Source organism: Winogradskyella costae (genome assembly GCF_013403865.1).
GTDB classification, from domain to species: Bacteria; Bacteroidota; Bacteroidia; order Flavobacteriales; family Flavobacteriaceae; genus Winogradskyella; species Winogradskyella costae.
Genome location: NZ_JABFDK010000001.1, coordinates 361,681 through 384,793 on the forward strand (window position 1 = coordinate 361,681; position 23,113 = coordinate 384,793).

Below are 23,113 nucleotides of genomic sequence, written 5' to 3' on the forward strand. Positions count from 1 at the left end.
TAACGCATCTCAATATTGGGTTCTTTTTTTTTACCAAAACCCTCATCTAATTTATTTTATTAGTCAACTGAAAGAAAAAACAAAAAAAGTTTAGCAATAAACATCTTTAAACCTATAAATAACGTATATTTTACTACTTTTACAGATAGTCTCTAGAATAAGATACAAATAACCCAAATAATTAAGAATAGCACATGGGATTTTTTGATTTCCTAACGGAAGAAATAGCCATAGATTTAGGAACCGCAAATACACTGATAATCCACAACGATAAAGTTGTTGTTGACAATCCATCGATAGTAGCAAGAGACCGCATTAGCGGAAAAATTATAGCAGTTGGTAAAGAAGCCAACATGATGCAGGGAAAAACGCACGAAAACATCAAAACAATCCGCCCCTTAAAAGATGGAGTTATTGCTGATTTTGATGCTTCTGAGCAAATGATTAGCATGTTTATTAAAAACATTCCTGCATTAAAGAAGCGTTGGTTTAACCCAGCTTTACGTATGGTTGTATGTATTCCCTCAGGAATTACAGAAGTAGAAATGCGCGCAGTAAAAGAATCTTGTGAGCGTGTTAACGGAAAAGAAGTATACTTAATTCACGAACCAATGGCTGCAGCTATTGGTATTGGTGTAGATATTATGCAACCAAAGGGAAACATGATTGTAGATATCGGTGGTGGTACCACAGAGATTGCAGTTATTGCTCTTGGCGGTATTGTATGTGATAAATCTGTAAAAGTTGCAGGTGATGTCTTTACAAATGATATTATCTACTACATGAGAACACAACATAATTTATACGTTGGAGATAGAACTGCTGAAAAAATTAAAATTCAAATTGGTGCAGCAACCGAAGATTTAGAATTACCTCCAGAAGACATGAGTGTTCAAGGTCGTGATTTATTAACAGGAAAACCTAAACAAGTTCAGATTTCATTTCGTGAAATTGCAAAGGCTTTAGATAAATCTATTTTACGTATTGAAGATTCTGTAATGGAGACTTTATCTCAAACCCCTCCAGAATTAGCGGCAGATATTTACAATACCGGAATTTATTTAGCAGGTGGAGGATCTATGCTAAGAGGTTTAGATAAGCGATTATCTCAAAAAACAGACTTACCTGTTTATATTGCAGAAGACCCCTTAAGAGCCGTAGTAAGAGGTACAGGTATTGTACTTAAAAACTTACCTAAATACAAAAGCGTATTGATTAAATAAGACGTAAATAATGCAACAAATTTTTAATTTTGTTATACGAAACAAAACATTTCTGTTGTTTTTATTGCTGTTTAGTATTGCCTTAGCTTTAACCATTCAATCGCATTCTTATCATAGGAGTAAATTCATAAATTCAGCCAATTTTCTAACTGGCGGTGTTTATGGTACCATGAATTCTGTTGACCAGTATTTTGATTTAAAAACTAAAAATGATATTCTCGCGGAAGAAAATCAACGTTTGCGAGAACAACTGCTTAACACAAACACCTCTGTAGACTCTACTTTCATTGACAGTAGTACGTATGCAACAGAAAAATATAGAGTGACTGTAGCCGATGTTTACAAAAATAGTTATTCCTCAACGAACAATTATCTTACCTTAAACAAAGGAGCAAACGATAGTATAAAACGCGATTTTGGAGTCATTACTTCTAACGGAATTATAGGGATTATTGATAATACATCTAAAAATTATTCCAGAGCATTATCCATTCTAAATGTAAAAAGTAAAATTAACGCGAAAATCAAATCTACTAATCACATTGGTTCTTTAACCTGGAACGGTAAATCACCCGTTTATGTACAGTTAGAAGATGTATCGCAATTTGCACCTGTAAAGGTTGGCGATACGATTCAGACAGGTGGTGAATCCTCGATTTTCCCTAAAGGAATTGGCATAGGAACTATTACCAGTTTTGAAAGCGATATTAGTGGAGATACGTATACAATACAAGTGCAATTATTTAACGACATGACCAATATCGGAACCGTTTATATTTTAGAAAATGTAGATCGTACCGAAATTAATTTATTAGAAAAAAGCAATAATGAATAGTGTAGTAGGCCTAAATATCGTTAGATTTATACTACTACTATTAGTACAAGTTTTGATATGTAACCAAATCGATTTCCTAGGTTACATTAACCCATATATCTACATTATATTTATTTTTCTATTTCCGATACGAGAAGAACGATTAGCACTATTACTAATCAGTTTTGTCTTAGGCATGTTAGTAGATCTATTTTCTGATTCAGGAGGAGTTCATGCAGCAGCAGCTGTTAGTTTAGCATACATAAGACCAATCCTACTAAAAAGTTCATTTGGTATGCTTTACGAGCATCAAAGCATTAAATTTAGTACTACAGACATTGGTAGTTTAATCACTTATATTTCATTAGGAACTCTAATTCATCATTCCATATTATTCTCATTAGAAATATTTAACATCTCTAGCATACTTTTAGTTTTAGAAAAGACGTTATTCTCTAGTATTTTCACTATAATACTAAGTGTACTGATTATAATTCTTTTTAGCCGAAACCGAAAATGAGAAAATTACTACTTTTAACTACTGTGATCCTTGTTGGTCTCGTTTTCATTGCACGCCTATTTTACCTACAGGTGTATGATAACACAGCCTACAACATCTTTGAAGACAACGCGATTCGAAAAGTCTATAATTATCCTAAACGTGGGTATGTTTATGACCGTAATGGAAAATTATTAGTTGCTAACCAGCCGTCATATGATGTTATGGTTATCCCTAGAGAAGTAGCCCCTTTGGATTCTCTAGAAATTGAAGAATTCTGTCAACTTTTAAAAATTACTCGAGAGGATTACGATAAAAAACTTGAGAAAGCAACGCATTATTCGCCGCGGCTACCATCTCCTTTTGTTCCACAACTTTCAAAAAAAGATTATGCTGTTCTTCAAGAGAAAATAAGAAAATTTGAAGGCTTCTACATTCTTAAACGTTCCCTTCGTTCTTATCAAACAAATATTGGAGCTAACGTGCTTGGTGACCTCGGTGAGGTTAATAGAAAAACAATTGAAAATGACCCTTACTATACATTAGGTGACCTTGCAGGAAAACAAGGTATAGAAAAAACCTATGAAGAAACCTTAAGAGGTGTTAAAGGCATAAAATTTATTCAAAAAGACCGTTTCAATAAGAACATAGGCCCTTTTAAAGAAGGAACTTTAGATACTTTACCACAACCAGGAAAGGATGTAACTATTACCATTGATTCAGATTTACAAGCTTACGGAGAGCTATTAATGAAACACAAACGAGGTGGTATAGTTGCTATAGATCCAAGCAGTGGTGAAATACTAGCTATGGTGACGGGCCCTAGTTACAATCCAAATTTGTTAGTCGGAAGAGAGCGTAACAAGAATTTTTCTGGTTTATTCTTAGACAAGGTTAATAAACCGACTTTTGATAGAGGTTTACAAGCGCAATATGCTCCTGGTTCTCCTTTTAAAGTAATCAATGCCCTCATAGGATTGCAAGAAAATGTGGTTACCGTTGATGAACGTTTTACTTGTCGAATGGGCTATTATTACGGGAGCAGACGATTAACAGGCTGTCACCACCACAGAAGTCCAATTGATATGAATGGAGGTATTGCACAATCTTGTAACGCCTATTTCGTAAATGTATATCGTCGTATTGTAGATAAATATGATGATGCCGGAAAAGGCATGAATATTTGGGCAAATCACGCTAAAAGCTTCGGCTTAGGAAATTTTTTGAATAATGATTTATCCGTTGGGCAACCCGGTCGTATTCCTGATGGGGATTATTACGACAGACAATACGGAGATAATCGATGGGGTTCTACCTATATTGTTTCTAATGCTATTGGACAAGGTGAAGTTGAAGCAACACCTATACAATTAGCCAATATGGTAGCTGCTATTGGTAATCGTGGCTATTACTATACTCCACACATCATAAAAAATATAGAGGGAGAAACAATAGATAGTAAATATACAACACCAAAATATACAACCATAGACAAGGAACATTTTGAACCTGTGGTACAAGGTATGTTTGATGTTTATAACGAAGGTACCGCAAAGCACATCAGAATTCCTGGTATTGATATTTGCGGAAAAACAGGAACCGCAGAAAACTTCATGAAAATAGATAGTGTTAAAACGCAACTTACAGATCATTCTATATTTGTGGCATTTGCACCTAAAGATAACCCGAAAATTGCAATTGCTGTTTTTGTTGAAAATGGGTATTGGGGAGGTCGCTTTGCTGGACGAATGGCAAGTTTAATGATAGAAAAACATATTAAAGGTCATATTACAAGAACCGATTTAGAAAAATGGATTTTAACCCACAGTTTAGAGGACGAGTATAAAAAACCATACTCTGGCGAACCCTTCAAAATTAATGGAGAGAGCACACTTCAGGTCATCGAAAACTATGCTACTGAAGAAAATTATCCAATAAAAAATCAAAATCAAAGCGACGTAAAATTGTAATCTTTCATGTTAAGAGAAAATCAAAGACATTTTAAATTCGATTGGATTACAATCATTCTATTTTTACTATTACTTGGCTTTGGGTATTTCAATATCATGTCAGCCTCTCATGTTGGAGAAATTACTAGCTATTTCGATACTGATCAGCTTTACGGTAAACATCTCGTATTTATTGGTCTTACCTTTTTCCTTATTGTTCTCATACTCTCGTTTGAAGCCAAGTTCTATGAACAATTTGCCAGTGTGATTTACCTGGTAGCCATGCTAGCATTAATTGGATTGTTTATTTTTGGAAAAGACGTTAACGGGGCAAGATCATGGTATGGTATAGGAAGTATGACTATTCAGCCTAGTGAATTTGCTAAATTCGCAACTGCTTTGGCGGTGGCGAAGTACATCAGCGACCTTCAGACTAATATGACGACTATAAAGGACCAGCTCCGGGTTGCAGCTATAATATTTATTCCTGCTTTATTAATTTTGCTTCAAAATGATGCCGGAAGCACAATTGTTTATTTAGCCTTTTTCTTTGTTTTTTATCGTGAAGGCTTACAACAAGTGTATTTAGTTATCGCTTTATCTTTAATAATTTTAGCCGTTTTAGGATTAAAATTTGGAGTTGTAATAACGGCAATTGCTGCAACCACGGTTCTAACTTTAGTCTATTTTATTAGAAAGAAAAAAAGAGGTTCTCTTTTACAATACTTGGTTGTGCTGATAGTTTCTGTTACTTTCTCCTATGGTGTAAAACTCTTTTATGAACACGGCTTAAAAGCACATCAACAAAATAGAATTAGCCTTTGGTTACGCTTAGAAAAAGATCCTAGCAAGTTAGAGCGTATGAAAAAGGTAGAAGCTTACAACCTCATTCAGTCCGAACAAGCTATAAGCTCTGGTGGTGTTTCAGGTAAAGGCTTTCTACAAGGTACAAGAACCACGGGTAAATTTGTACCAGAACAACACACCGATTATATATTTAGCACCGTTGGTGAAGAATGGGGTTTCGTTGGTACTAGTGCTGTAGTCTTATTATTTGTATTGCTTATCGTTAGGGTTTTGTACTTGGCTGAAGCTCAAAAATCTCAATTTAGTCGTGTTTATGGTTATGGAGTAGCATCTATTTTATTCATACATTTCACTATAAATATAGGGATGGTAATGGGCCTAATACCCACTGTCGGTATTCCATTACCCTTTTTTAGTTATGGAGGCTCAGGACTTTGGGGTTTTACTATTTTACTGTTTATTTTTGTAAAATTGGACAGTAATAAGATTAATGAGTGGTAATAAAAAAAGACCACTTTTTACAGTCGTCTTTTTTATATAATCTTCAAAATAGAAACCTACAAAGTTTTATAAAATTTATAGGTTGTAAACATTACTTTAAACTAGCCAAGCTAGATTTTATAGTTTCAATTTTAGCCAAAGCATCAGCTTCTTTTTGTTTTTCTGAAGCAACTACTTGCTCAGGTGCACCAGCAACAAAACGTTCGTTAGATAATTTCTTTTGAACAGATTTTAAAAAGCCTTCGGTATATTTTAATTCTTCTGTCAGCTTTTCAATTTCAGCTTCTATATCAATACTTCCTTCCATAGGAATAAAGTACTCATTCGATTTTACTCTGTATGTCAACGCCCCTTCAACAGCTTCTGTTACATAATCGAAGCTCTCTAGATTTCCTAATTTTGAAATCACTTCATCAAACGTAGGATTTACATTTTCACTATTCACTACAGAAAAACCAATAGCATCTTTGAACGCAATATTCTTTTGCTTTCTAATGTTTCTTAGTCCAGAAATAACTTCTGAAGCAAATTCAAATTCAGAAATCAAAGTTTCATTAACTGGTTTTGCTTCTGGCCATTTTGCAATGATTAAGGCTTCTTCTGGAGAACGCTCCTTAATATAATGCCAGATCTCTTCTGTTAAGAATGGCATAAATGGATGTAAAATCTTTAAAATATCTTCAAAAATAGCATTAACACTTTCTAATGTTTTAGCATCAATCGGTTGTTGATATGCTGGTTTTATAATTTCCAATAACCATGAAGCAAAATCATCCCAAATTAATTTGTAAGTGGACATTAACGCATCACTTAATCTATACTTACTAAAATGATCTTCAATTTCTAAAATGGTTTTCTGAAATTTAGACTCAAACCATTCTAAAGCAATTTTGCTCGATTCTGGCTGACTTATTGTATTATCAACTTCCCAACCTTGTACTAATCTAAAGGCATTCCAAATCTTGTTAGCAAACTGCTTTCCTTGCTGACACAAATCTTCGTCAAACATTAAATCATTTCCAGCTGCTGAACTTAATAAGAGTCCTACTCTAACTCCATCTGCCCCATAATCTTCAATTAACTTTAAAGCATCTGGAGAATTACCTAAAGACTTCGACATTTTACGTCGTTGTTTGTCTCTAACTAATCCCGTTAAGTAAACGTTCTCAAAAGGTTTTTCATCTCTATATTCATAACCTGCAATAATCATACGTGCTACCCAAAAGAATAAAATATCTGGACCTGTGACCAAATCATTGGTTGGATAATAATATTTTATTTCTTCGTTTTCAGGGTTACGAATACCATCAAACACGCTCATTGGCCAAAGCCATGATGAGAACCATGTATCTAGTGCATCAGTATCTTGGATCAGGTCGTTAGTGGTTAGTTCTTGATTGTTCGTTTTTTCTTTAGCTAAAACTAAAGCATCCTCTATGCTTTCAGCAACCACGAAGTCTTCTTTGCCGTCGCCATAGAAATACGCAGGAATCTGCTGCCCCCAAAGTAGCTGACGTGAAATATTCCAATCGCGAATATTCTCCATCCAATGACGATACGTGTTTTCAAACTTCTTTGGAAATAACTTAACATCACCATTTTTTAAAACCGCATCAATAGCAGGCTGTACCAAATCTTCCATTTTTAAGAACCATTGATCGCTTAATCTAGGTTCTATTACCGCTTTGGTCCGTTCTGACGTACCGACTTTATTAATGTGGTTTTCAGTTTTTACTAAAATACCAGCCTCTTCAAGTTCTTTAGTAATCGCTTTTCTAACTACAAAACGATCTTGACCTTCATAATGCATTCCAAAGCTATTTAAACTCGCATCCGCATTAAAAATATCTACAACTTCTAATTGATGCTTATCTCCTAAAACTTTATCATTTTCATCATGAGCAGGTGTTACTTTTAAACATCCTGTACCAAACTCTACATCAACATACTCATCTTCGATAATAGGAATGACGCGTCCACAAATAGGAACAACAGCTTTCCTACCTTTTAAATGCGTAAAACGCTCGTCATTTGGGTTGATACAAATAGCTGTATCTCCAAAAATAGTTTCAGGTCTTGTGGTTGCAATAGTTAACTTTTCGTCGCTACCTTCGACTTTATATTCTAAATAATAAAGCAGACCTTGTTTTTCAACATGGATTACTTCTTCATCAGACAATGTTGTTTTTGCTTCCGGATCCCAATTCACCATACGGTATCCTCTATAAATAAGACCTTTACTGTATAAATCCACAAATACTTTAATTACAGCTTCAGACATATCGTCATCCATTGTAAACTTAGTTCTATCCCAATCGCAAGAACAGCCTAATTTTTTAAGTTGCTCTAAGATGACTCCACCGTATTCTTCGGTCCATTCCCAAGCATGTTCTAAAAATTCTTCACGTGATAAATCATTTTTATCAATGCCTTGCTCCTTAAGCTTGGCTACAACTTTAGCTTCTGTTGCTATTGAGGCATGATCTGTACCAGGTACCCAGCACGCATTTTTACCTAATAAACGTGCACGACGAATTAAGACATCTTGAATTGTATTGTTCAACATATGCCCCATATGTAATATTCCCGTAACATTTGGTGGAGGAATTACAATGGTATAAGGTTCTCTTTCGTCTGGTTTAGAATGAAAGTACTTGTGCTCCATCCAGTAGTCGTACCACTTATTCTCAATTGAAGACGCATTATATTTAGAAGGAATTTCCATGTTTGGTATTGTTTTTGTAATATAACTGCCAAAAGTACTTATAATTCCTTTTTCGAAAAATTATTAGTGTAAGAATATGGGTTTTAAAGCCAAAAAATCTGTTAAATGCAGTGTATTACATCTAATAAATTTTGTTAGGAATGAAAAAGTAACTAAGTTTGACTAATCAAAATTATAATGATGAAAAATTTAATAGCAGTATTATTTGTAGGGTTAATGAGTCTAGGTTCTTTTGCACAAGAAAAAATAGCAAAAATTGAATTTAAGACCGATGTTATAGATTATGGTACCATAGAAAAAGGTGCAGACGGAGTGAGAATTTTCGAATTCACCAATACAGGAGATGCTCCTTTAGTAATTTCTAATGTAAAATCTACTTGTGGTTGTACAGTGCCAAAAAAACCTAAAGAACCTATTATGCCAGGTGAAACTGGGGAGATAGAAGTAAAATACGATACGAAAAGAGTGAACCCAATAAGGAAGACAATTACTGTTTTTTCTAACGCAGAAACACCAACAGTAGCCTTAAAGATAAAAGGACTAGTCGTAGATTCTAATAAGACTAGCGTTTTAGAAAAGAAAAGTAAAAGTATGCTTGAGCAATAATCGCGCATCCATTTATAAATTTTAAAGAAAAGAGCTTTCAAATTGAAAGCTCTTTTTTTATGCTTTTTTTATCTTTAAACCTTAAGAATTTTCAGAACTTAGCATTTTAAAAACAATACACAATGCCATCAATATCAAATAAGGGCATCCACATGCCAGAATCGCCAATTAGAAAATTGGTGCCTTTCGCTGAAGAAGCTCAGAAAAAAGGAAAAAACATATACTACCTTAATATAGGTCAACCAGATATAAAAACTCCACAAGTCGCATTAGATGCTATAAAGAGCACTACAATTGAGACTTTAGCCTACAGCAGATCTGAAGGTGCTGAGAGCTACAGAATAAAGATTGCCGACTATTACAAACGCAATTCCATTGTGGTTTCGCATAATGATATCATTGTAACTACGGGAGGAAGTGAAGCCCTTTTATTTGCCTTTGGTAGCATTATGGACGAAGGTGATGAAATCATTATCCCAGAGCCATTTTACGCTAATTACAATGGCTTTTCAACAGCATCGGGAGTAAATGTTGTTCCTGTAATTTCAAAAATTGAAGATAATTTTGCGTTGCCTCCAATAGAAGAGTTTGAAAAATTAATTACATCAAAAACCAAAGCTATATTAATCTGCAATCCTGGTAATCCTACAGGTTATTTATATTCTAAAGAAGAAATAAAACAACTTGCTGCTATTGTGAAAAAGCACGATTTATTCTTGATTGCTGACGAAGTTTATAGAGAATTTGTTTACGATGGTGTAGAGCATTATTCAATTTTACAAGAACCAGGTCTAGAAGAACATGCTATTGTAATCGATTCAGTTTCTAAACGCTACAGTATGTGTGGTGCACGTATTGGCTATTTAGTTTCAAAAAACAAGGAATTTATAAAAACAGCTTTAAAGTTTGCTCAAGCAAGGTTGAGTCCACCAACTTTAGCACAAATTGCAAGTGAGGCAGCTTTAGACACTCCTCAAAGTTATTTTGATGATGTAAAAGAAGAATATGTAAAACGAAGAAATACGTTAATTGAGGCGTTAGAAAAAATTGAAGGCGTTAAAGTAGCTACGCCAAGTGGTGCTTTTTATTGCATAGCAGAATTGCCTGTAAAAAATTCTGATAATTTTGCGAAGTGGCTTTTAGAATCCTTTGATTATAATAACGATACTGTAATGGTAGCGCCTGCAGCAGGTTTTTATTCCACGCCTGGAGTTGGTCTAAATCAAATCCGTATTGCTTATGTTTTAAATAGCGAAAGTCTAAAAATTGCAGTTAAAATCTTAGAAGAAGCCTTAAAAGCATATAAAGACTAATGACTATTATTAACAATGCTTCTTTAAAATCCTTTAATACTTTTGGCATAGATGCTAAAGCACAATCTTATTGTGACATTAGTACTATAGAAGATTTAAGTACTATTCTAAAAAACTATGGTGATGTACCATTATTTATTTTAGGCGGGGGAAGCAACATGTTGTTAACTAAAGATATTGATGCGTTAGTGCTTCATATCAATTTAAAAGGTATTGAAGTCGTAAGTGAAACTAAAAACTCAGTTGTAATTAAAGCAATGGCTGGCGAAAACTGGCATAATTTTGTACTTTGGTGTTTAAATCACAATTTTGGTGGTATAGAAAACCTATCTTTAATTCCAGGGAATATTGGTACTGCACCGATTCAAAATATTGGTGCTTATGGTGTGGAACTCAAAGATGTCTTTGTGAGTTGCGAAGCTCTAAAAATAGACGACCAATCTATAAAAACATTCTCAAAATCTGATTGCAATTTTGGCTATAGAGAATCTGTTTTTAAGCAAGATCTAAAAGGACAATACATCATTACAAGTGTCAATCTTGAGCTTAAGAAAACTGAGCATGTATTACGAACAGATTATGGTGTTATTAAAAATGAATTAGACACCAATGGTATAACAAAACCATCAATTCAAGATGTTTCAAATGCCGTTATTGCTATTAGACAAAGTAAATTACCCGATCCGAAAATCATCGGTAACAGCGGAAGTTTTTTTAAAAACCCTATTATTTCGGCTAAAGCGTTTATTGAGCTCGAACGTAATTTTCCCGATGTGCCTTCTTATAAAGTATCAGATGAAACTATAAAAGTACCTGCGGGATGGCTTATTGAAAAAGCGGGGTTTAAAGGTAAACGCTTCAATGATTATGGAGTTCATAGTAAGCAAGCCTTGGTTTTAGTTAATTATGGCAATGCAACAGGGAAAGAAATTTTTGAATTAGCGCAATTAATTCAAAAAACAGTAAAGCGATTATTTAATATTCAAATCGAGACCGAAGTGAATATCATATAAATTAAAAGTCACAATTAAAATTGCGACTTTTGAATTTAGAATAATTTTTTAATTGAAAATGCTATTAATCAAAACCTTAAGAAGATAAAATTATTCTAATAGTTTATATTGAGCACCTATATGGTGTATTTATTTATATTTACGTTCAGAAATTTGATTTGGACGTTTAAAACACCTAAGAATTAAGACTTTAACACTTTGAGTATTACAGCCACAGAACAAACTATTATCGATTATCTTCAGAAAGGAGATAAGCGTGCCTTAAATTTACTTTATGAAAACTATTCCAATAGTCTTTATGGTGTTATATTAAAAATTACAATTAACGAAGAAGTTGCTCAAGACGCTTTACAAGAAACCTTCATTAAAGTATGGAAAAATGCTTCTAAATATGACGCGTCCAAAGCAAAACTCTTTACTTGGTTGTTTCGTATTGCAAGGAATACAGCTATAGATAAATTACGAAGTTTCAATAATAGATTTCATAAAGAAGTCCAAATCGAAACATCTAACGTATATATCTTACCAACAACAAATTTTAATCAAGATGTCATGGACATCAAAGAACATGTTGGAAAACTAGAAGAAAAATATCAAATTGTGTTGGACGCCTTGTTTTTTCAGGGGATGACGCAACAAGAAGCAAGTGACGAATTAGATATTCCACTTGGTACTATTAAATCTAGATTAAAAATAGGATTGCGAGAACTGAAAAAAGTTTATAATCCATAAATTATTTGATCATGGAAAACAAATCACACAACTTTTTAAAATCTAACCTACTCAATAAGTATTTGGTTGGAGACACTTCTTTAGAAGAATCTAAAGAAGCTGAACACTTTATTTCTACTTATCCAGAGGTCGCTCTAGCATACGAAAAACTTCAAGATAATTTAGAAATTGTAACAAAAGCAGGAGCTGTTGAAATTCCTAAAAACATTTTCTCAGATATTTTAGAATCCATTGAAGAACCTAATGAGACTAAAATTGAAGAGACTAAGGTAATTCCATTGGTACAAAAGCGAAAAACAGCTTGGTATAGTATTGCAGCTAGTGCAGCGGCTATATTATTTGCAGCAACTTCGTTTATGCTTTATCAAAAAAACATACAACTAAATAGTGAAAACAATGTTGTTGTTGAAGAAATTTATGACTTAAGAAGTGATATTGAAAGCAACAATTCTAAATTAGACGAGCTATCTAGAGAATTATTGAAACTTAACAATCCAGATTCTAGAAAGTATGTTATTAATGGTAATGATCGCGCCAAAAATTTAAAGACTGTGGCATACATTAATTCGGTTGAAAAAACATCTATGATTGATGTTATTACATTACCACAGTTACCAAAAGAGCAACAATACCAAATTTGGGCTGAGCTACAAGACCGCATGGTTAACTTAGGTATTTTAGATGAATCCGATCGTAAGTTAAAACAAATTCCATATATGGAAGATGCATTAGCTCTTAGTATTAAAATTGGTACTAAAGGAGATGACACAAGTGAAAACGACACTGAAGTAGCTGAAATTTCTTTAAAAGAAAATTAAATTAATTAATCCAAAAAAAGAGGAGCAATTGATAATTGCTCCTCTTTTTTTTATTTTAACAGATTACTCTTTTTCAAATAAGGTTTTGTGAATTACGCCACCAATTACAGCACCCAAAATCGGAGCTACACAGAACAACCAGACTTGCGAAAAGTAAGCCCCTTCTGCAAATATAGCCTGACTTAATGATCTTGCCGGATTTACAGAAGTATTCGTTATAGGAATACTTATTAAGTGAATTAACGTTAGAGCCAATCCAATAGCAATTGGAGCAAAACCTTTTGGAACTCTAAAGTTCGTGCTTCCTAAAATAACAATTAAAAAGAATGCTGTTAAAACAACCTCTACAATTAAAGCAGACATCATAGTAAAACCACTTGGCGATAACTCGTCGTAACCATTTGCTGCAAAACCACCTACTCCATCAAAACCAGATTTACCCGATACAATAAGGTATAAAACACTAGCGGCAGCAATAGCTCCAATAATCTGAGCAATTACATAACCCAAAACATTTTTAGCATCAAATTTTCCTCCTACCCAAAGACCTATTGAAACCGCAGGATTAAAATGACCTCCTGAAATATGACCAACAGCAAAAGCCATTGTTAACACTGTAAGTCCAAATGCCAAAGCTACACCTAGAAACCCAATTCCTAATTCTGGGAAGGCAGCAGCAAATATAGCACTACCACAACCACCAAATACAAGCCAAAATGTTCCGAGGAACTCAGCGAATAATTTTTTCATAATTTTTAGTTTAATTAGTTTATAAATAATTCTTATTTACTGATAAGACACACAATCAACACGTTAAGTCACTCTTAAATAAGTACAGAATAAATGTAAAAGCTTTATCTTTGCACTAAATTGAAACATTGAAGTGTAGCATCTTTAATTTCAGATTAAGAACTAAACTGGAATCGTTAAGGATGTTCCATCTGGAAATTATTAAATATTAGATCTCAACAGATGAAATTATTATTACTTACATTAGGATTATTAGCGTTAGCAGTAGGAGGAATCGCAATAAAAATATGGGCAAAAAAAGATGGTAAATTTGCAGGTACTTGCGCGAGCCAAAACCCAATGTTAAATAAAGATGGTGAAGCTTGTGGTTTTTGTGGTAAATCACCTGAGGAATATAAAGATTGTAGCGAACCTCAACATTCTTAGGCATTAATGACCATTCCCTCAATACTATGCTATGCATTTATTGCAGTTGTTAGTATTCAAGTTGCATATTATCTTAGTTTTCTTTTCGCTTTCAGTATTAAACGTGCCGAAACGCGGCTTAAAAAGCACATCCCAATTTCTGTTATAATCTGTGCTAAAAATGAAGCTGAGAATTTAAAGAAAAATATTCCTTTAATATTAAATCAGGAGTATTCAAATTTCGAAGTTGTTTTAGTTAACGATTGTTCGTTTGACGACACATTAGAAATCATGAAGGCGTTTGAGGCAGAAAACAATAACATAAAACTAGTTGATGTAAAAGTGAATGAGGCCTTTTGGGGAAACAAAAAGTACGCATTAACCCTAGGTATAAAAGTCTCTAAGCATGACTTTTTGGTGTTTACAGATGCTGATTGTACTCCGAACTCTAAGCAGTGGCTAGAGCAGATAGGAAGTAATTTTTCTGACGAGAAAACTATTGTTTTAGGTTATGGAGCTTACGCAAAGAAGAAATTTTCATTTTTAAATAAACTTATACGATTTGAAACTGTAATGACGGCATTACAGTATTTTTCATACGCTAATATGGCATTGCCTTACATGGGTGTTGGTCGTAATATGGCGTATAGAAAAGATCTCTTCTTTAATAACTGTGGTTTTAGCAACCATATGTCAATTAAATCTGGCGACGATGATTTGTTTATTAATGAAGTCGCTAACGCATCAAACACCGCACTTTGCTATACAACAGAAAGCTTTACTATTTCGGAACCCAAAACCACGTTTAAAGCATGGATTCTCCAAAAAAGAAGACATATTAGCACGGCTAATTTTTATAAATTGAGTCATAAAGCCTTATTAAGCTTATTTTATATTACACAATTATTATTCTGGATTTTTGGAATTTCACTTTTAATCATAGGCTTTTCATGGCCATTAATTCTATTATTAATAGGCTTACGCATTATAATTCAGTGGTTATGTTTCGGATTTACAGCTAAAAAGTTTGAAGAGACAGACCTTATTATCTTAATGCCAATTTTAGAATTATTTCTTATTACTACACAATTAAGTATCTTTATAGCTAATCTTATATCTAAGCCAAAACATTGGAAGTAAAAGAAGCCATAAACAAAGCAAAAAACAATAACCAAATAGCATTCAATTTCCTCCTAGACACGTATTGGAATGATGTTTACACGTTTCAACTTAAACGTACCATGAATGAAAATGACGCTGAAGACATTACAATTCAGACATTTTCAAAAGCTTTTGATAAAATTGACACTTATAACGACGATTACAAATTTAAAACATGGCTAATTACAATTTCTAAGAATATTCATATTGATTTAGTTAGAAAACAGAAGAAAACAATTAATAATACCTCCAAAGATAACGAAGATCATTATTTTGATATAATTGATAATTCGCCCACACCTGAAGATAAGATTATTACAGAACAAAATCTTGCTAATCTTTTACGAGACATAAAAAAGTTAAAACCGCATTATCAAGAAGTTATAAACTTAAGATATTTTAGAGAATTAAGTTATAAAGAGATTTCAGAAGAACTCAACGAGCCAATTAATAATGTAAAAGTAAAACTCTTGAGAGCTAAAAAATTATTAGCTGCTATTATTACAAAAAGCTAAGACTTAAAACACATAAACAGTTAGAATAATTTACCAATTTTAAGACATAATTTATTTGTGTCTCTTATCTCCCTCTCTCTATTTCAGAAGACTATTTTAATTATTTACTTTGTATCTTTGTTTCCTGAAATTTATAATTGCATGGAAACTAAAGTTGCTTCAAATATTTTACCAGAACGAAAACCTAAATGGTTAAGAGTAAAATTACCTACAGGCAAAAAATACACCGAACTTAGAAGTTTAGTAGACAAGTATAAACTGAATACTATCTGTACGTCTGGAAGCTGTCCAAACATGGGAGAATGTTGGGGAGAAGGCACAGCGACTTTTATGATTTTAGGAAACGTTTGCACACGTTCTTGTGGATTTTGTGGTGTTAAAACTGGACGACCAGAAACGGTTGATTGGGATGAGCCAGAAAAAGTAGCACGTTCTATTAAACTAATGCAAATTAAGCACGCCGTTTTAACAAGTGTAGATCGCGATGACCTTAAAGATATGGGAAGCATTATGTGGGGTGAAACTGTAAAAGCTGTGCGCCGCATGAATCCTGAAACCACTTTAGAAACACTTATACCAGATTTTCAGGGCATCGAAAAACATATTGATCGTATTATTGACGTTGCGCCAGAAGTCGTTTCACATAACATAGAAACTGTAAGACGTTTAACACGAGAAGTTAGAATACAAGCAAAATATGACCGTAGTCTTGGAGTATTAAAATATTTAAAATCACAAGGACAGCGCAGAACCAAATCTGGTATTATGCTCGGTTTAGGTGAGCAACGCGAAGAAGTCATCCAAACATTACACGACTTAAGAGATAATGACGTTGATGTTGTTACAATTGGTCAATATTTACAACCAAGTAAAAAGCATTTACCTGTAAAACAATTTATTAATCCAGATCAATTTAAAGAATATGAAGAGATTGGATTAGAGTTAGGTTTTAGACATGTAGAAAGTAGTGCGCTAGTTAGATCTTCGTACAAGGCTCAAAAACATATTAACTAATGATTACTATAGCCATTAACGGTTTTGGTAGAATTGGTCGTCGTGTTTTTAGGCTAGCTATGGAGCATCCGCAAGTACAAGTCGTTGGAATAAATGACCTCGCTGATGCTAGAACTTTAAGTCATTTATTAAAATATGATAGTATCCATGGGGTATTAAAAGATACCGTTTCTTCTAATGAAGATCACATTATTGTGAATGGTATTTCAATTCCATTGTATCAACAATCACATCCAAAAGACATTAATTGGTTAAAAGTTCAACCCGATTTTGTTGTAGAATCTACAGGAAAATTTAAAACAAAGGTAGAACTTCAACATCATATTACAAATGGAGCTAAACACGTTATTTTGTCGGTTCCTGCATTAGAAGATGACATTAAAACAATTGTTTTAGGAGTAAATGATTATAGCATAGATGGCTCAGAAACTATTTTATCTAACGCATCTTGTACAACTAATAATGCTGCACCGATGATTTCTTTAATAAAAGAGCATCTCGGTATAAAACAAGCTTACATAACTACCATACATTCTTACACTACAGATCAAAGTTTACACGATCAGCCTCATAACGATTTGAGACGCGCAAGAGCTGCTGGTCAATCTATTGTACCAACAACTACAGGGGCCGCAAAAGCTCTGACTAAAATTTTTCCGGAGCTATCAGATGTAATTGGAGGCTGTGGCATTAGAGTTCCTGTTGCAAATGGTTCATTAACCGATATAACTATAAATGTTAACAAACCTACCTCGATAGAAGAGGTTAATGAAATCTTTAAAAGCGCTGCAGAAAATGCATTAAAAGGTATCTTAGAATACACTGAAGACCCTATTGTATCTATTGATATTGTTGGTAATCCGCACTCCTGTATTTTTGATTCTCAGATGACTTCTGTCATAGGCAATATGGTAAAAATAGTAGGCTGGTATGATAACGAGACTGGCTATAGTTCAAGAATCCTCGATTTAATCTGCAATTTAACCGACAAACAATCACTTTTATCGAATAAATAATTATATTTGTTCAAATCAAACTGAGCTGAATGTCCCAGATCAAATACTACATATTTGTTTTTTTAGCGTGTTTTTGTTGTGTAATTTTCGCACAACAAGGTGGTATAGAAGATAAAGACGTACTTGTTTTAAGACTTCAAAATCGTTTAGACCAAGCAAAATATGACAATGATCGAGGCAATTACTACAACGCTAAAGACAACTTAGACAAAGCATTAGATATTGCAGAAAAAATTGACGATAAAACTAGTCAAGGTAGAATTCACACCAAAATTGCTAAAGTTCAGTTTTTAGTTAGCGAAAAAGATCAAGCTAATATTTCTATTAATAAAGCCATTCAAATCCAACGCGAAAACGATGATTTAGCTAGTCTTGCCATAACTTATAATATAAAAGGTGTAATTCATAGTACCGAAGAAGATTACGATATTGCATTAGAATATTTTAATTCTGCAAAAAATCTCTTTGAGCAAGAAAGTTTAGAAGAATACACGTCTGAAGTTACTTTAAATGAGGCTAAAGTTTTTATATCTCTTAGACGCTACGAAGAAGCCAAGGAAAAGCTCGAGACTACAATCATTATAGCAAAAAAATACGATCAGAAGCGTCGCCTTAGTAGTGCATTAATTCAGAGTGGAAAAGTATATAGTGCACTAAATAATCCAAAAATGGCCTTATCGCAAACCGATGAAGGTTTAACCATTGCGCAATCACTAAATAATATAGAGAATGTAAACGAGGCGTATTTAACGCTAAGTGATATCCACGAAAAAAATGGTGACTTTAAAAACTCTCATTATTTTATTAAAAAACACATCCATCTATCAGATTCCATATTAAACATTAAACGCGAAAATTTAGTACCAGGCATATCTGGTCTAAATATTAGCAATTATAATGATGCTAAAAACGCTCAATTAAAAGCACAAATTGATGAAGTAACAGCAGATAGTGCATTTACTAAGATAACAACAATATTAAGTATTGCATTAATAACCATCTTGTCATTGCTAACCTTATCACTATATAAAAACAACAATATAAGACTGAATACCAACACTATGCTTCATAAAAAAAATGATGAGCTTATTGTTGCAAAAGAGAAAGCAGAGTTAGCTTCTAAAACGAAAGCTAATTTCTTATCTACCGTCACACATGAATTACGTACACCATTATATGCGGTAACAGGCCTTACTAACATGTTATTAGATGAAGATCCAAAAGAGCATCAAATTCAACATTTAAAATCTTTAAAATTTTCAGGAGACTATCTTTTAACTTTTATCAATGATATTCTTCAAATTAATAAAATTGAGGCAAATAAAGTTGAAATAGATCCTGAACATTTTAATCTTAAAAACAAGTTAGAAAATGTAATCTCGGCGCTGAGTAACTCGGCTAAAGATCAAGAAACTCAAATTCATTTTAATTATGAAAAAGGATTACCGGAAACATTTATCGGTGACCAGTTAAAGATTTCCCAAATCTTAATTAACCTACTTGGAAATGCTATTAAATTTACAAAAGATGGAGACATTTGGGTGAGAGCGTACAAAATCGATATAAAAGATAGCACATACAACCTTCGTTTCGAAATTGAAGATAATGGTATTGGTATTACAAAAGAAAAACAAAATCATATGTTTGAGAGTTTCTCTCAAGGCTCGGTACAAATTAACAGAAAGTATGGAGGTACTGGTTTAGGTTTATCAATTGTAAAAGGACTAATTCAGATTCTGAAAGGTAAAATCTACTTAAAGAGTGAGCTTGGTAAGGGCACCACATTCTTTTTTGAAATTCCTTTAGAATATGATAAAAATGTCGACAAACCAGAGGTAGTAGAAGTTAAAAAAGAAAATAAAATGGAAGGATTGGATTTAAGCAACGTTAAGATTCTAATTGTAGAGGACAATAAAATCAATCAAATGATTACTAAAAAAATTCTTAATAAAATGAATCTTTATTGTGATGTTGTTGATAATGGAGAAGCTGCAGTAGAACAGGTAAAGCATACCACATACGACGTTGTTTTAATGGATATCCACATGCCAGGTATTAGCGGGTTAGAAGCAACTAAAATCATTAGAACTTTTGACAAAGAACTTACCATTTTTGCATTAACAGCTGTAACTTTAGAAGATAAAATGCACGAGTTTGGAGATGCAGGTTTTGATGATATTATTTCAAAACCATTTAAACAAGACGATTTTGAAGATAAATTGCATGCCGCACTCTCTGGAGAAAAAATAATATCTAGTTTCTTTAGTTAATAAAGCCCCTAACAGCCGCATTAAATTGCACTGCATTATCTATTTTTATTTCAATAGGCAAGTAATACAGTTTACCTTCCAAGCTTTTATAATCGCCTAATCTTACATAGTCCTTTTCAGTTGTAAGTATTAAACTCTTTGATTCTAAATTTTCGATATCAGAAGCTCTAAAATCATAATGATCACTAAATTCTAGATGATCAAATTTCAATCCTTTTTCAACTAAAAAATCAACAAGTGGTTTGGCGTTGGCAATACCTGTAACTAAAGTAAATTTTGGAAGTTTACTCAACTCCTTTGAATCTGATTCTGACAATACATCCATAGCATAATCCACATAGCTAAAAAATAACTGCTGATTACTTTTAATTTTTAATTTAGAAGTGATTTTTTTCTTTTCCCCTTCCGAAATATCTTTATTACACTTAGTAACCACGATTAAATCTGCGCGATTAGCCCCAGACCTCGGCTCTCGTAAATTGCCTGTTGGCAAAACAATATCATTGAAATAAAGATTATGGTATGCCGTTAAAAGAATATTAAAACCTGCATTTACTTTTCTATGCTGAAAGGCATCATCTAACAAGATGACCTCGGGTTGCGGATTTATGCTTCTAAGTTTAGAAATACCAGCTTGCCGGTCTGCGTCAACCGCAACACTAATATTATTAAATTTTCTATAAAACTGAAAAGGCTCGTCTCCAATAGTATCTGCATTAGCGTTTTCATCTGCTAAAATAAAACCGTCAGTTTTTCGTCTGTAACCTCTACTTAATGTGGCAAGCGACTTTTCATCTTTTAAAAGCCGAATTAAATACTCTATCATAGGAGTTTTACCAGTTCCACCTGTACTGAGATTCCCCACACAAATCACAGGAAACTCATAAGATTTAGAAGATTTAAAACCAACATTAAACAACCAATTACGCAACCAAGTAATTAGGTAATAAAACGGAACAATAGGGAACAATATGATGCGTATAAACTTCACAACAGCTAAATTATATTATTTTTGAAACAAATATACACTTATGATTATACAAGATGTAATTAATCACCTGCACAACTTAGCTCCGTTAGCTTATGCCGAAGATTTTGACAATGTAGGACTTCTAGTTGGGGATAAAAATCGAAATGTTTCTGGTATTCTCGTTACATTGGATACGCTTGAAGCAGTCGTTGACGAAGCTATAGAAAACAATTGCAACCTTATTGTAAGTTTCCATCCTATCATATTTTCGGGTTTAAAAAAACTAACAGGTAAAACCTATGTAGAGCGTGTCGTTATAAAAGCCATACAGCATAATATTGCTATATTTTCTATTCATACGGCATTAGACAATGCATTTCAAGGTGTTAACTCTATCATTTGTGACCAATTGGGATTAACTAATAAAAAGGTTTTAATACCGCAATCTGGCACTATTAAGAAGCTACAGACTTATGTTCCAAAAGCAAATGCAGAAGCGTTGAGAACTGCTTTATTTAGTGTTGGCGCAGGAAGTATTGGTAATTACGAATCGTGTAGTTTTAATGTTGAAGGAAAAGGCACGTATTTAGGAAATGAAAATTCTCATCCTGTAATTGGTAAAAAAGGTGAATTACATACAGAAGAGGAAGTAGCAATTTCTTTAACTTTCACAAAGCATTTAGAATCCAAAGTACTAAAAACCCTTTTTGAAGTTCATCCTTATGAAGAAGTTGCTTATGAAATTTTAACCTTAGAAAACACAAATCAACATATAGGTATTGGCATGGTTGGAGAGTTAGAAAACGCCATGGAAACGGAAGATTGTCTAAATTTCATAAAAAACAAAATGCAAACAGAATGCATTAGATATTCTAAATCGTTGAATCAACCCATAAAGCGAATAGCTGTTTTAGGGGGCTCAGGAAGTTTTGCTATATCCGCCGCAAAAGCTGCCAATGCTGATCTTTTAATCACTTCAGACCTCAAATATCACGATTTTTTCAGTGCAGAAAATGCAATTGTATTGGCAGATATTGGACATTATGAAAGTGAACAGTTCACAAAATCATTTTTAGTAGACTATCTCTCGAAAAAAATCACTAATTTTGCAATCATTTTATCAAAGACAAATACAAATCCGATAAAGTATCTATAATTATGGCAAAAAAAGCTGAAGTTTCTGTTGAAGAGCGGTTAAGAGCACTATATGATTTACAATTAATTGACTCTAGAGTAGACGAAATAAGAAATGTCAGAGGAGAACTTCCTTTAGAAGTTAGAGATTTAGAAGACGAAGTTGAAGGACTTAACTTAAGAATGGAAAAGCTAAATGATAGCCTAACTATTATTGATGATGAGATTAAATCTAAGAAAAACTTAATCGAAGAAGCTAAGACTTTAATTAAAAAATATAGTGAGCAGCAGAAAAATGTTAGAAATAACAGAGAATACAACTCACTGACTAAAGAAATTGAATTTCAAGAATTAGAAATTCAATTGGCAGAAAAGCACATTAAAGAATTTAAAGTTCAGATAGAGCAGAAAAAAGAAGTTATTTCTGAAACTAAAGATCGTTTAAAAGACCGTGTTGCGCATTTAAAGCACAAAAAAGGAGAGCTTAATGAAATTTTGAAGGAAACTGAAAAAGAAGAAGAGGCTCTTAACAGTAAGTCTGAAGATTTTAAAAAGAAAATTGACGAACGTTTAGTAAATGCTTACCAAAGAATTAGAAACAACGTTAAGAACGGTTTAGCTGTTGTTGCTATAGAACGTGGTGCATCTGGAGGATCTTTCTTTACAATTCCACCGCAAGTACAAGTAGAAATTGCTTCTCGTAAGAAGGTAATTACTGATGAGCATAGTGGACGTATCTTGGTTGATGCTGCATTAGCTGATGAAGAAAAAGTAAAAATGAATAAATTATTTGCTAAACTTAGCAAGTAAACATTCATTACATAACATATCTAAGCCTTTGCAATCGCAAAGGCTTTTCTTATTTAAATTGGTTTAAG

General features: G+C 33.2%; 21 protein-coding genes. 18 read left to right on the forward strand and 3 right to left on the reverse strand.

Going from position 1 to position 23,113, the window contains the following annotated elements:
• Nucleotides 1-194 precede the first annotated feature (194 nt).
• Genes HM986_RS01590 through rodA form a run of 5 tightly spaced genes read left to right on the forward strand, consistent with a single transcriptional unit; the run spans nt 195 to nt 5,793 of the window.
• A complete protein-coding gene (locus HM986_RS01590) occupies nt 195-1,223 on the forward strand; it encodes a rod shape-determining protein (RefSeq protein WP_115807697.1) in 1,029 nt (342 codons plus the stop codon).
• Nucleotides 1,224-1,233: 10 nt separating this feature from the next.
• Nucleotides 1,234-2,058: a rod shape-determining protein MreC gene (mreC, locus tag HM986_RS01595; protein ID WP_179333334.1), complete on the forward strand. Its 825-nt coding sequence runs from the start codon at nt 1,234-1,236 to the stop codon at nt 2,056-2,058.
• A complete protein-coding gene (gene mreD, locus HM986_RS01600) occupies nt 2,051-2,557 on the forward strand; it encodes a rod shape-determining protein MreD (RefSeq protein ID WP_179333335.1) in 507 nt (168 codons plus the stop codon). Before mreC ends, mreD begins: the two co-directional genes overlap by 8 nt.
• A complete protein-coding gene (locus tag HM986_RS01605; RefSeq protein WP_179333336.1) occupies nt 2,554-4,506 on the forward strand; it encodes a peptidoglycan D,D-transpeptidase FtsI family protein in 1,953 nt (650 codons plus the stop codon). Before mreD ends, HM986_RS01605 begins: the two co-directional genes overlap by 4 nt.
• 6 nt (nt 4,507-4,512) lie before the next feature.
• Nucleotides 4,513-5,793, forward strand: coding sequence for a rod shape-determining protein RodA (gene rodA, locus HM986_RS01610; protein ID WP_179333337.1), 1,281 nt, complete (start codon nt 4,513-4,515; stop codon nt 5,791-5,793).
• 91 nt (nt 5,794-5,884) lie between these two features.
• Here the strand turns inward: rodA and HM986_RS01615 are convergent, their stop codons facing one another.
• Nucleotides 5,885-8,518, reverse strand: a complete 2,634-nt coding sequence (locus tag HM986_RS01615) for a valine--tRNA ligase (protein WP_179333338.1) — start codon at nt 8,516-8,518, stop codon at nt 5,885-5,887.
• Between the two features lie 180 nt (nt 8,519-8,698).
• On the opposite strand from HM986_RS01615, the gene HM986_RS01620 reads away from it, so the two are divergent.
• The 5 genes from HM986_RS01620 (at nt 8,699) to HM986_RS01640 (ending at nt 13,000) form a co-directional block, all read left to right on the forward strand.
• Nucleotides 8,699-9,124 carry a DUF1573 domain-containing protein gene (locus tag HM986_RS01620; protein ID WP_179333339.1) on the forward strand — a complete coding sequence of 142 codons (426 nt, stop codon included), beginning with the start codon at nt 8,699-8,701 and terminating at the stop codon, nt 9,122-9,124.
• Between the two features lie 122 nt (nt 9,125-9,246).
• Nucleotides 9,247-10,437, forward strand: coding sequence for a pyridoxal phosphate-dependent aminotransferase (locus HM986_RS01625; RefSeq protein ID WP_179333340.1), 1,191 nt, complete (start codon nt 9,247-9,249; stop codon nt 10,435-10,437).
• Nucleotides 10,437-11,450: a UDP-N-acetylmuramate dehydrogenase gene (murB, locus tag HM986_RS01630; RefSeq protein ID WP_179333341.1), complete on the forward strand. Its 1,014-nt coding sequence runs from the start codon at nt 10,437-10,439 to the stop codon at nt 11,448-11,450. Before HM986_RS01625 ends, murB begins: the two co-directional genes overlap by 1 nt.
• 198 nt (nt 11,451-11,648) lie before the next feature.
• Entirely contained in the window at nt 11,649-12,182 is a 534-nt protein-coding gene (locus tag HM986_RS01635; RefSeq protein ID WP_179333342.1) for an RNA polymerase sigma factor, read from the forward strand.
• 11 nt (nt 12,183-12,193) lie between these two features.
• The gene (locus HM986_RS01640) at nt 12,194-13,000 is read left to right on the forward strand and encodes an anti-sigma factor domain-containing protein (protein WP_179333343.1); all 807 of its coding nucleotides are present in this window, start codon (nt 12,194-12,196) and stop codon (nt 12,998-13,000) included.
• Nucleotides 13,001-13,063: 63 nt separating this feature from the next.
• Here HM986_RS01640 and aqpZ read toward each other — a convergent pair whose 3' ends face one another.
• Complete coding sequence (gene aqpZ / locus HM986_RS01645; RefSeq protein WP_179333344.1) at nt 13,064-13,750, reverse strand: aquaporin Z; 687 nt, start codon at nt 13,748-13,750, stop codon at nt 13,064-13,066.
• 222 nt (nt 13,751-13,972) lie between these two features.
• On the opposite strand from aqpZ, the gene HM986_RS01650 reads away from it, so the two are divergent.
• The 6 genes from HM986_RS01650 to HM986_RS01675 all read left to right on the forward strand — a co-directional run bounded on the left by HM986_RS01650 (nt 13,973) and on the right by HM986_RS01675 (nt 20,131).
• Nucleotides 13,973-14,176, forward strand: coding sequence for a membrane or secreted protein (locus HM986_RS01650; protein WP_179333345.1), 204 nt, complete (start codon nt 13,973-13,975; stop codon nt 14,174-14,176).
• 6 nt (nt 14,177-14,182) lie between these two features.
• Nucleotides 14,183-15,295 carry a glycosyltransferase gene (locus HM986_RS01655; RefSeq protein WP_179333346.1) on the forward strand — a complete coding sequence of 371 codons (1,113 nt, stop codon included), beginning with the start codon at nt 14,183-14,185 and terminating at the stop codon, nt 15,293-15,295.
• Nucleotides 15,286-15,831 carry an RNA polymerase sigma factor gene (locus HM986_RS01660; RefSeq protein WP_179333347.1) on the forward strand — a complete coding sequence of 182 codons (546 nt, stop codon included), beginning with the start codon at nt 15,286-15,288 and terminating at the stop codon, nt 15,829-15,831. The genes HM986_RS01655 and HM986_RS01660 overlap by 10 nt, the downstream gene beginning before the upstream one ends.
• A gap of 141 nt (nt 15,832-15,972) precedes the next feature.
• A complete protein-coding gene (lipA, locus tag HM986_RS01665) occupies nt 15,973-16,845 on the forward strand; it encodes a lipoyl synthase (protein ID WP_179333348.1) in 873 nt (290 codons plus the stop codon).
• Entirely contained in the window at nt 16,845-17,861 is a 1,017-nt protein-coding gene (gap, locus tag HM986_RS01670; RefSeq protein WP_179333349.1) for a type I glyceraldehyde-3-phosphate dehydrogenase, read from the forward strand. Before lipA ends, gap begins: the two co-directional genes overlap by 1 nt.
• Nucleotides 17,862-17,890: 29 nt before the next feature.
• Complete coding sequence (locus HM986_RS01675) at nt 17,891-20,131, forward strand: ATP-binding protein (protein ID WP_179333350.1); 2,241 nt, start codon at nt 17,891-17,893, stop codon at nt 20,129-20,131.
• Here the strand turns inward: HM986_RS01675 and lpxK are convergent.
• A complete protein-coding gene (gene lpxK, locus HM986_RS01680) occupies nt 20,124-21,122 on the reverse strand; it encodes a tetraacyldisaccharide 4'-kinase (protein WP_179333351.1) in 999 nt (332 codons plus the stop codon). The two genes, HM986_RS01675 and lpxK, sit on opposite strands and share 8 nt — an antisense overlap.
• A gap of 40 nt (nt 21,123-21,162) precedes the next feature.
• Here lpxK and HM986_RS01685 point away from each other — a divergent pair, with 40 nt between their 5' ends.
• Entirely contained in the window at nt 21,163-22,257 is a 1,095-nt protein-coding gene (locus HM986_RS01685) for a Nif3-like dinuclear metal center hexameric protein (protein WP_179333352.1), read from the forward strand.
• A gap of 2 nt (nt 22,258-22,259) precedes the next feature.
• A complete protein-coding gene (locus HM986_RS01690; protein ID WP_179333353.1) occupies nt 22,260-23,045 on the forward strand; it encodes a zinc ribbon domain-containing protein in 786 nt (261 codons plus the stop codon).
• Nucleotides 23,046-23,113: the final 68 nt, after the last annotated feature.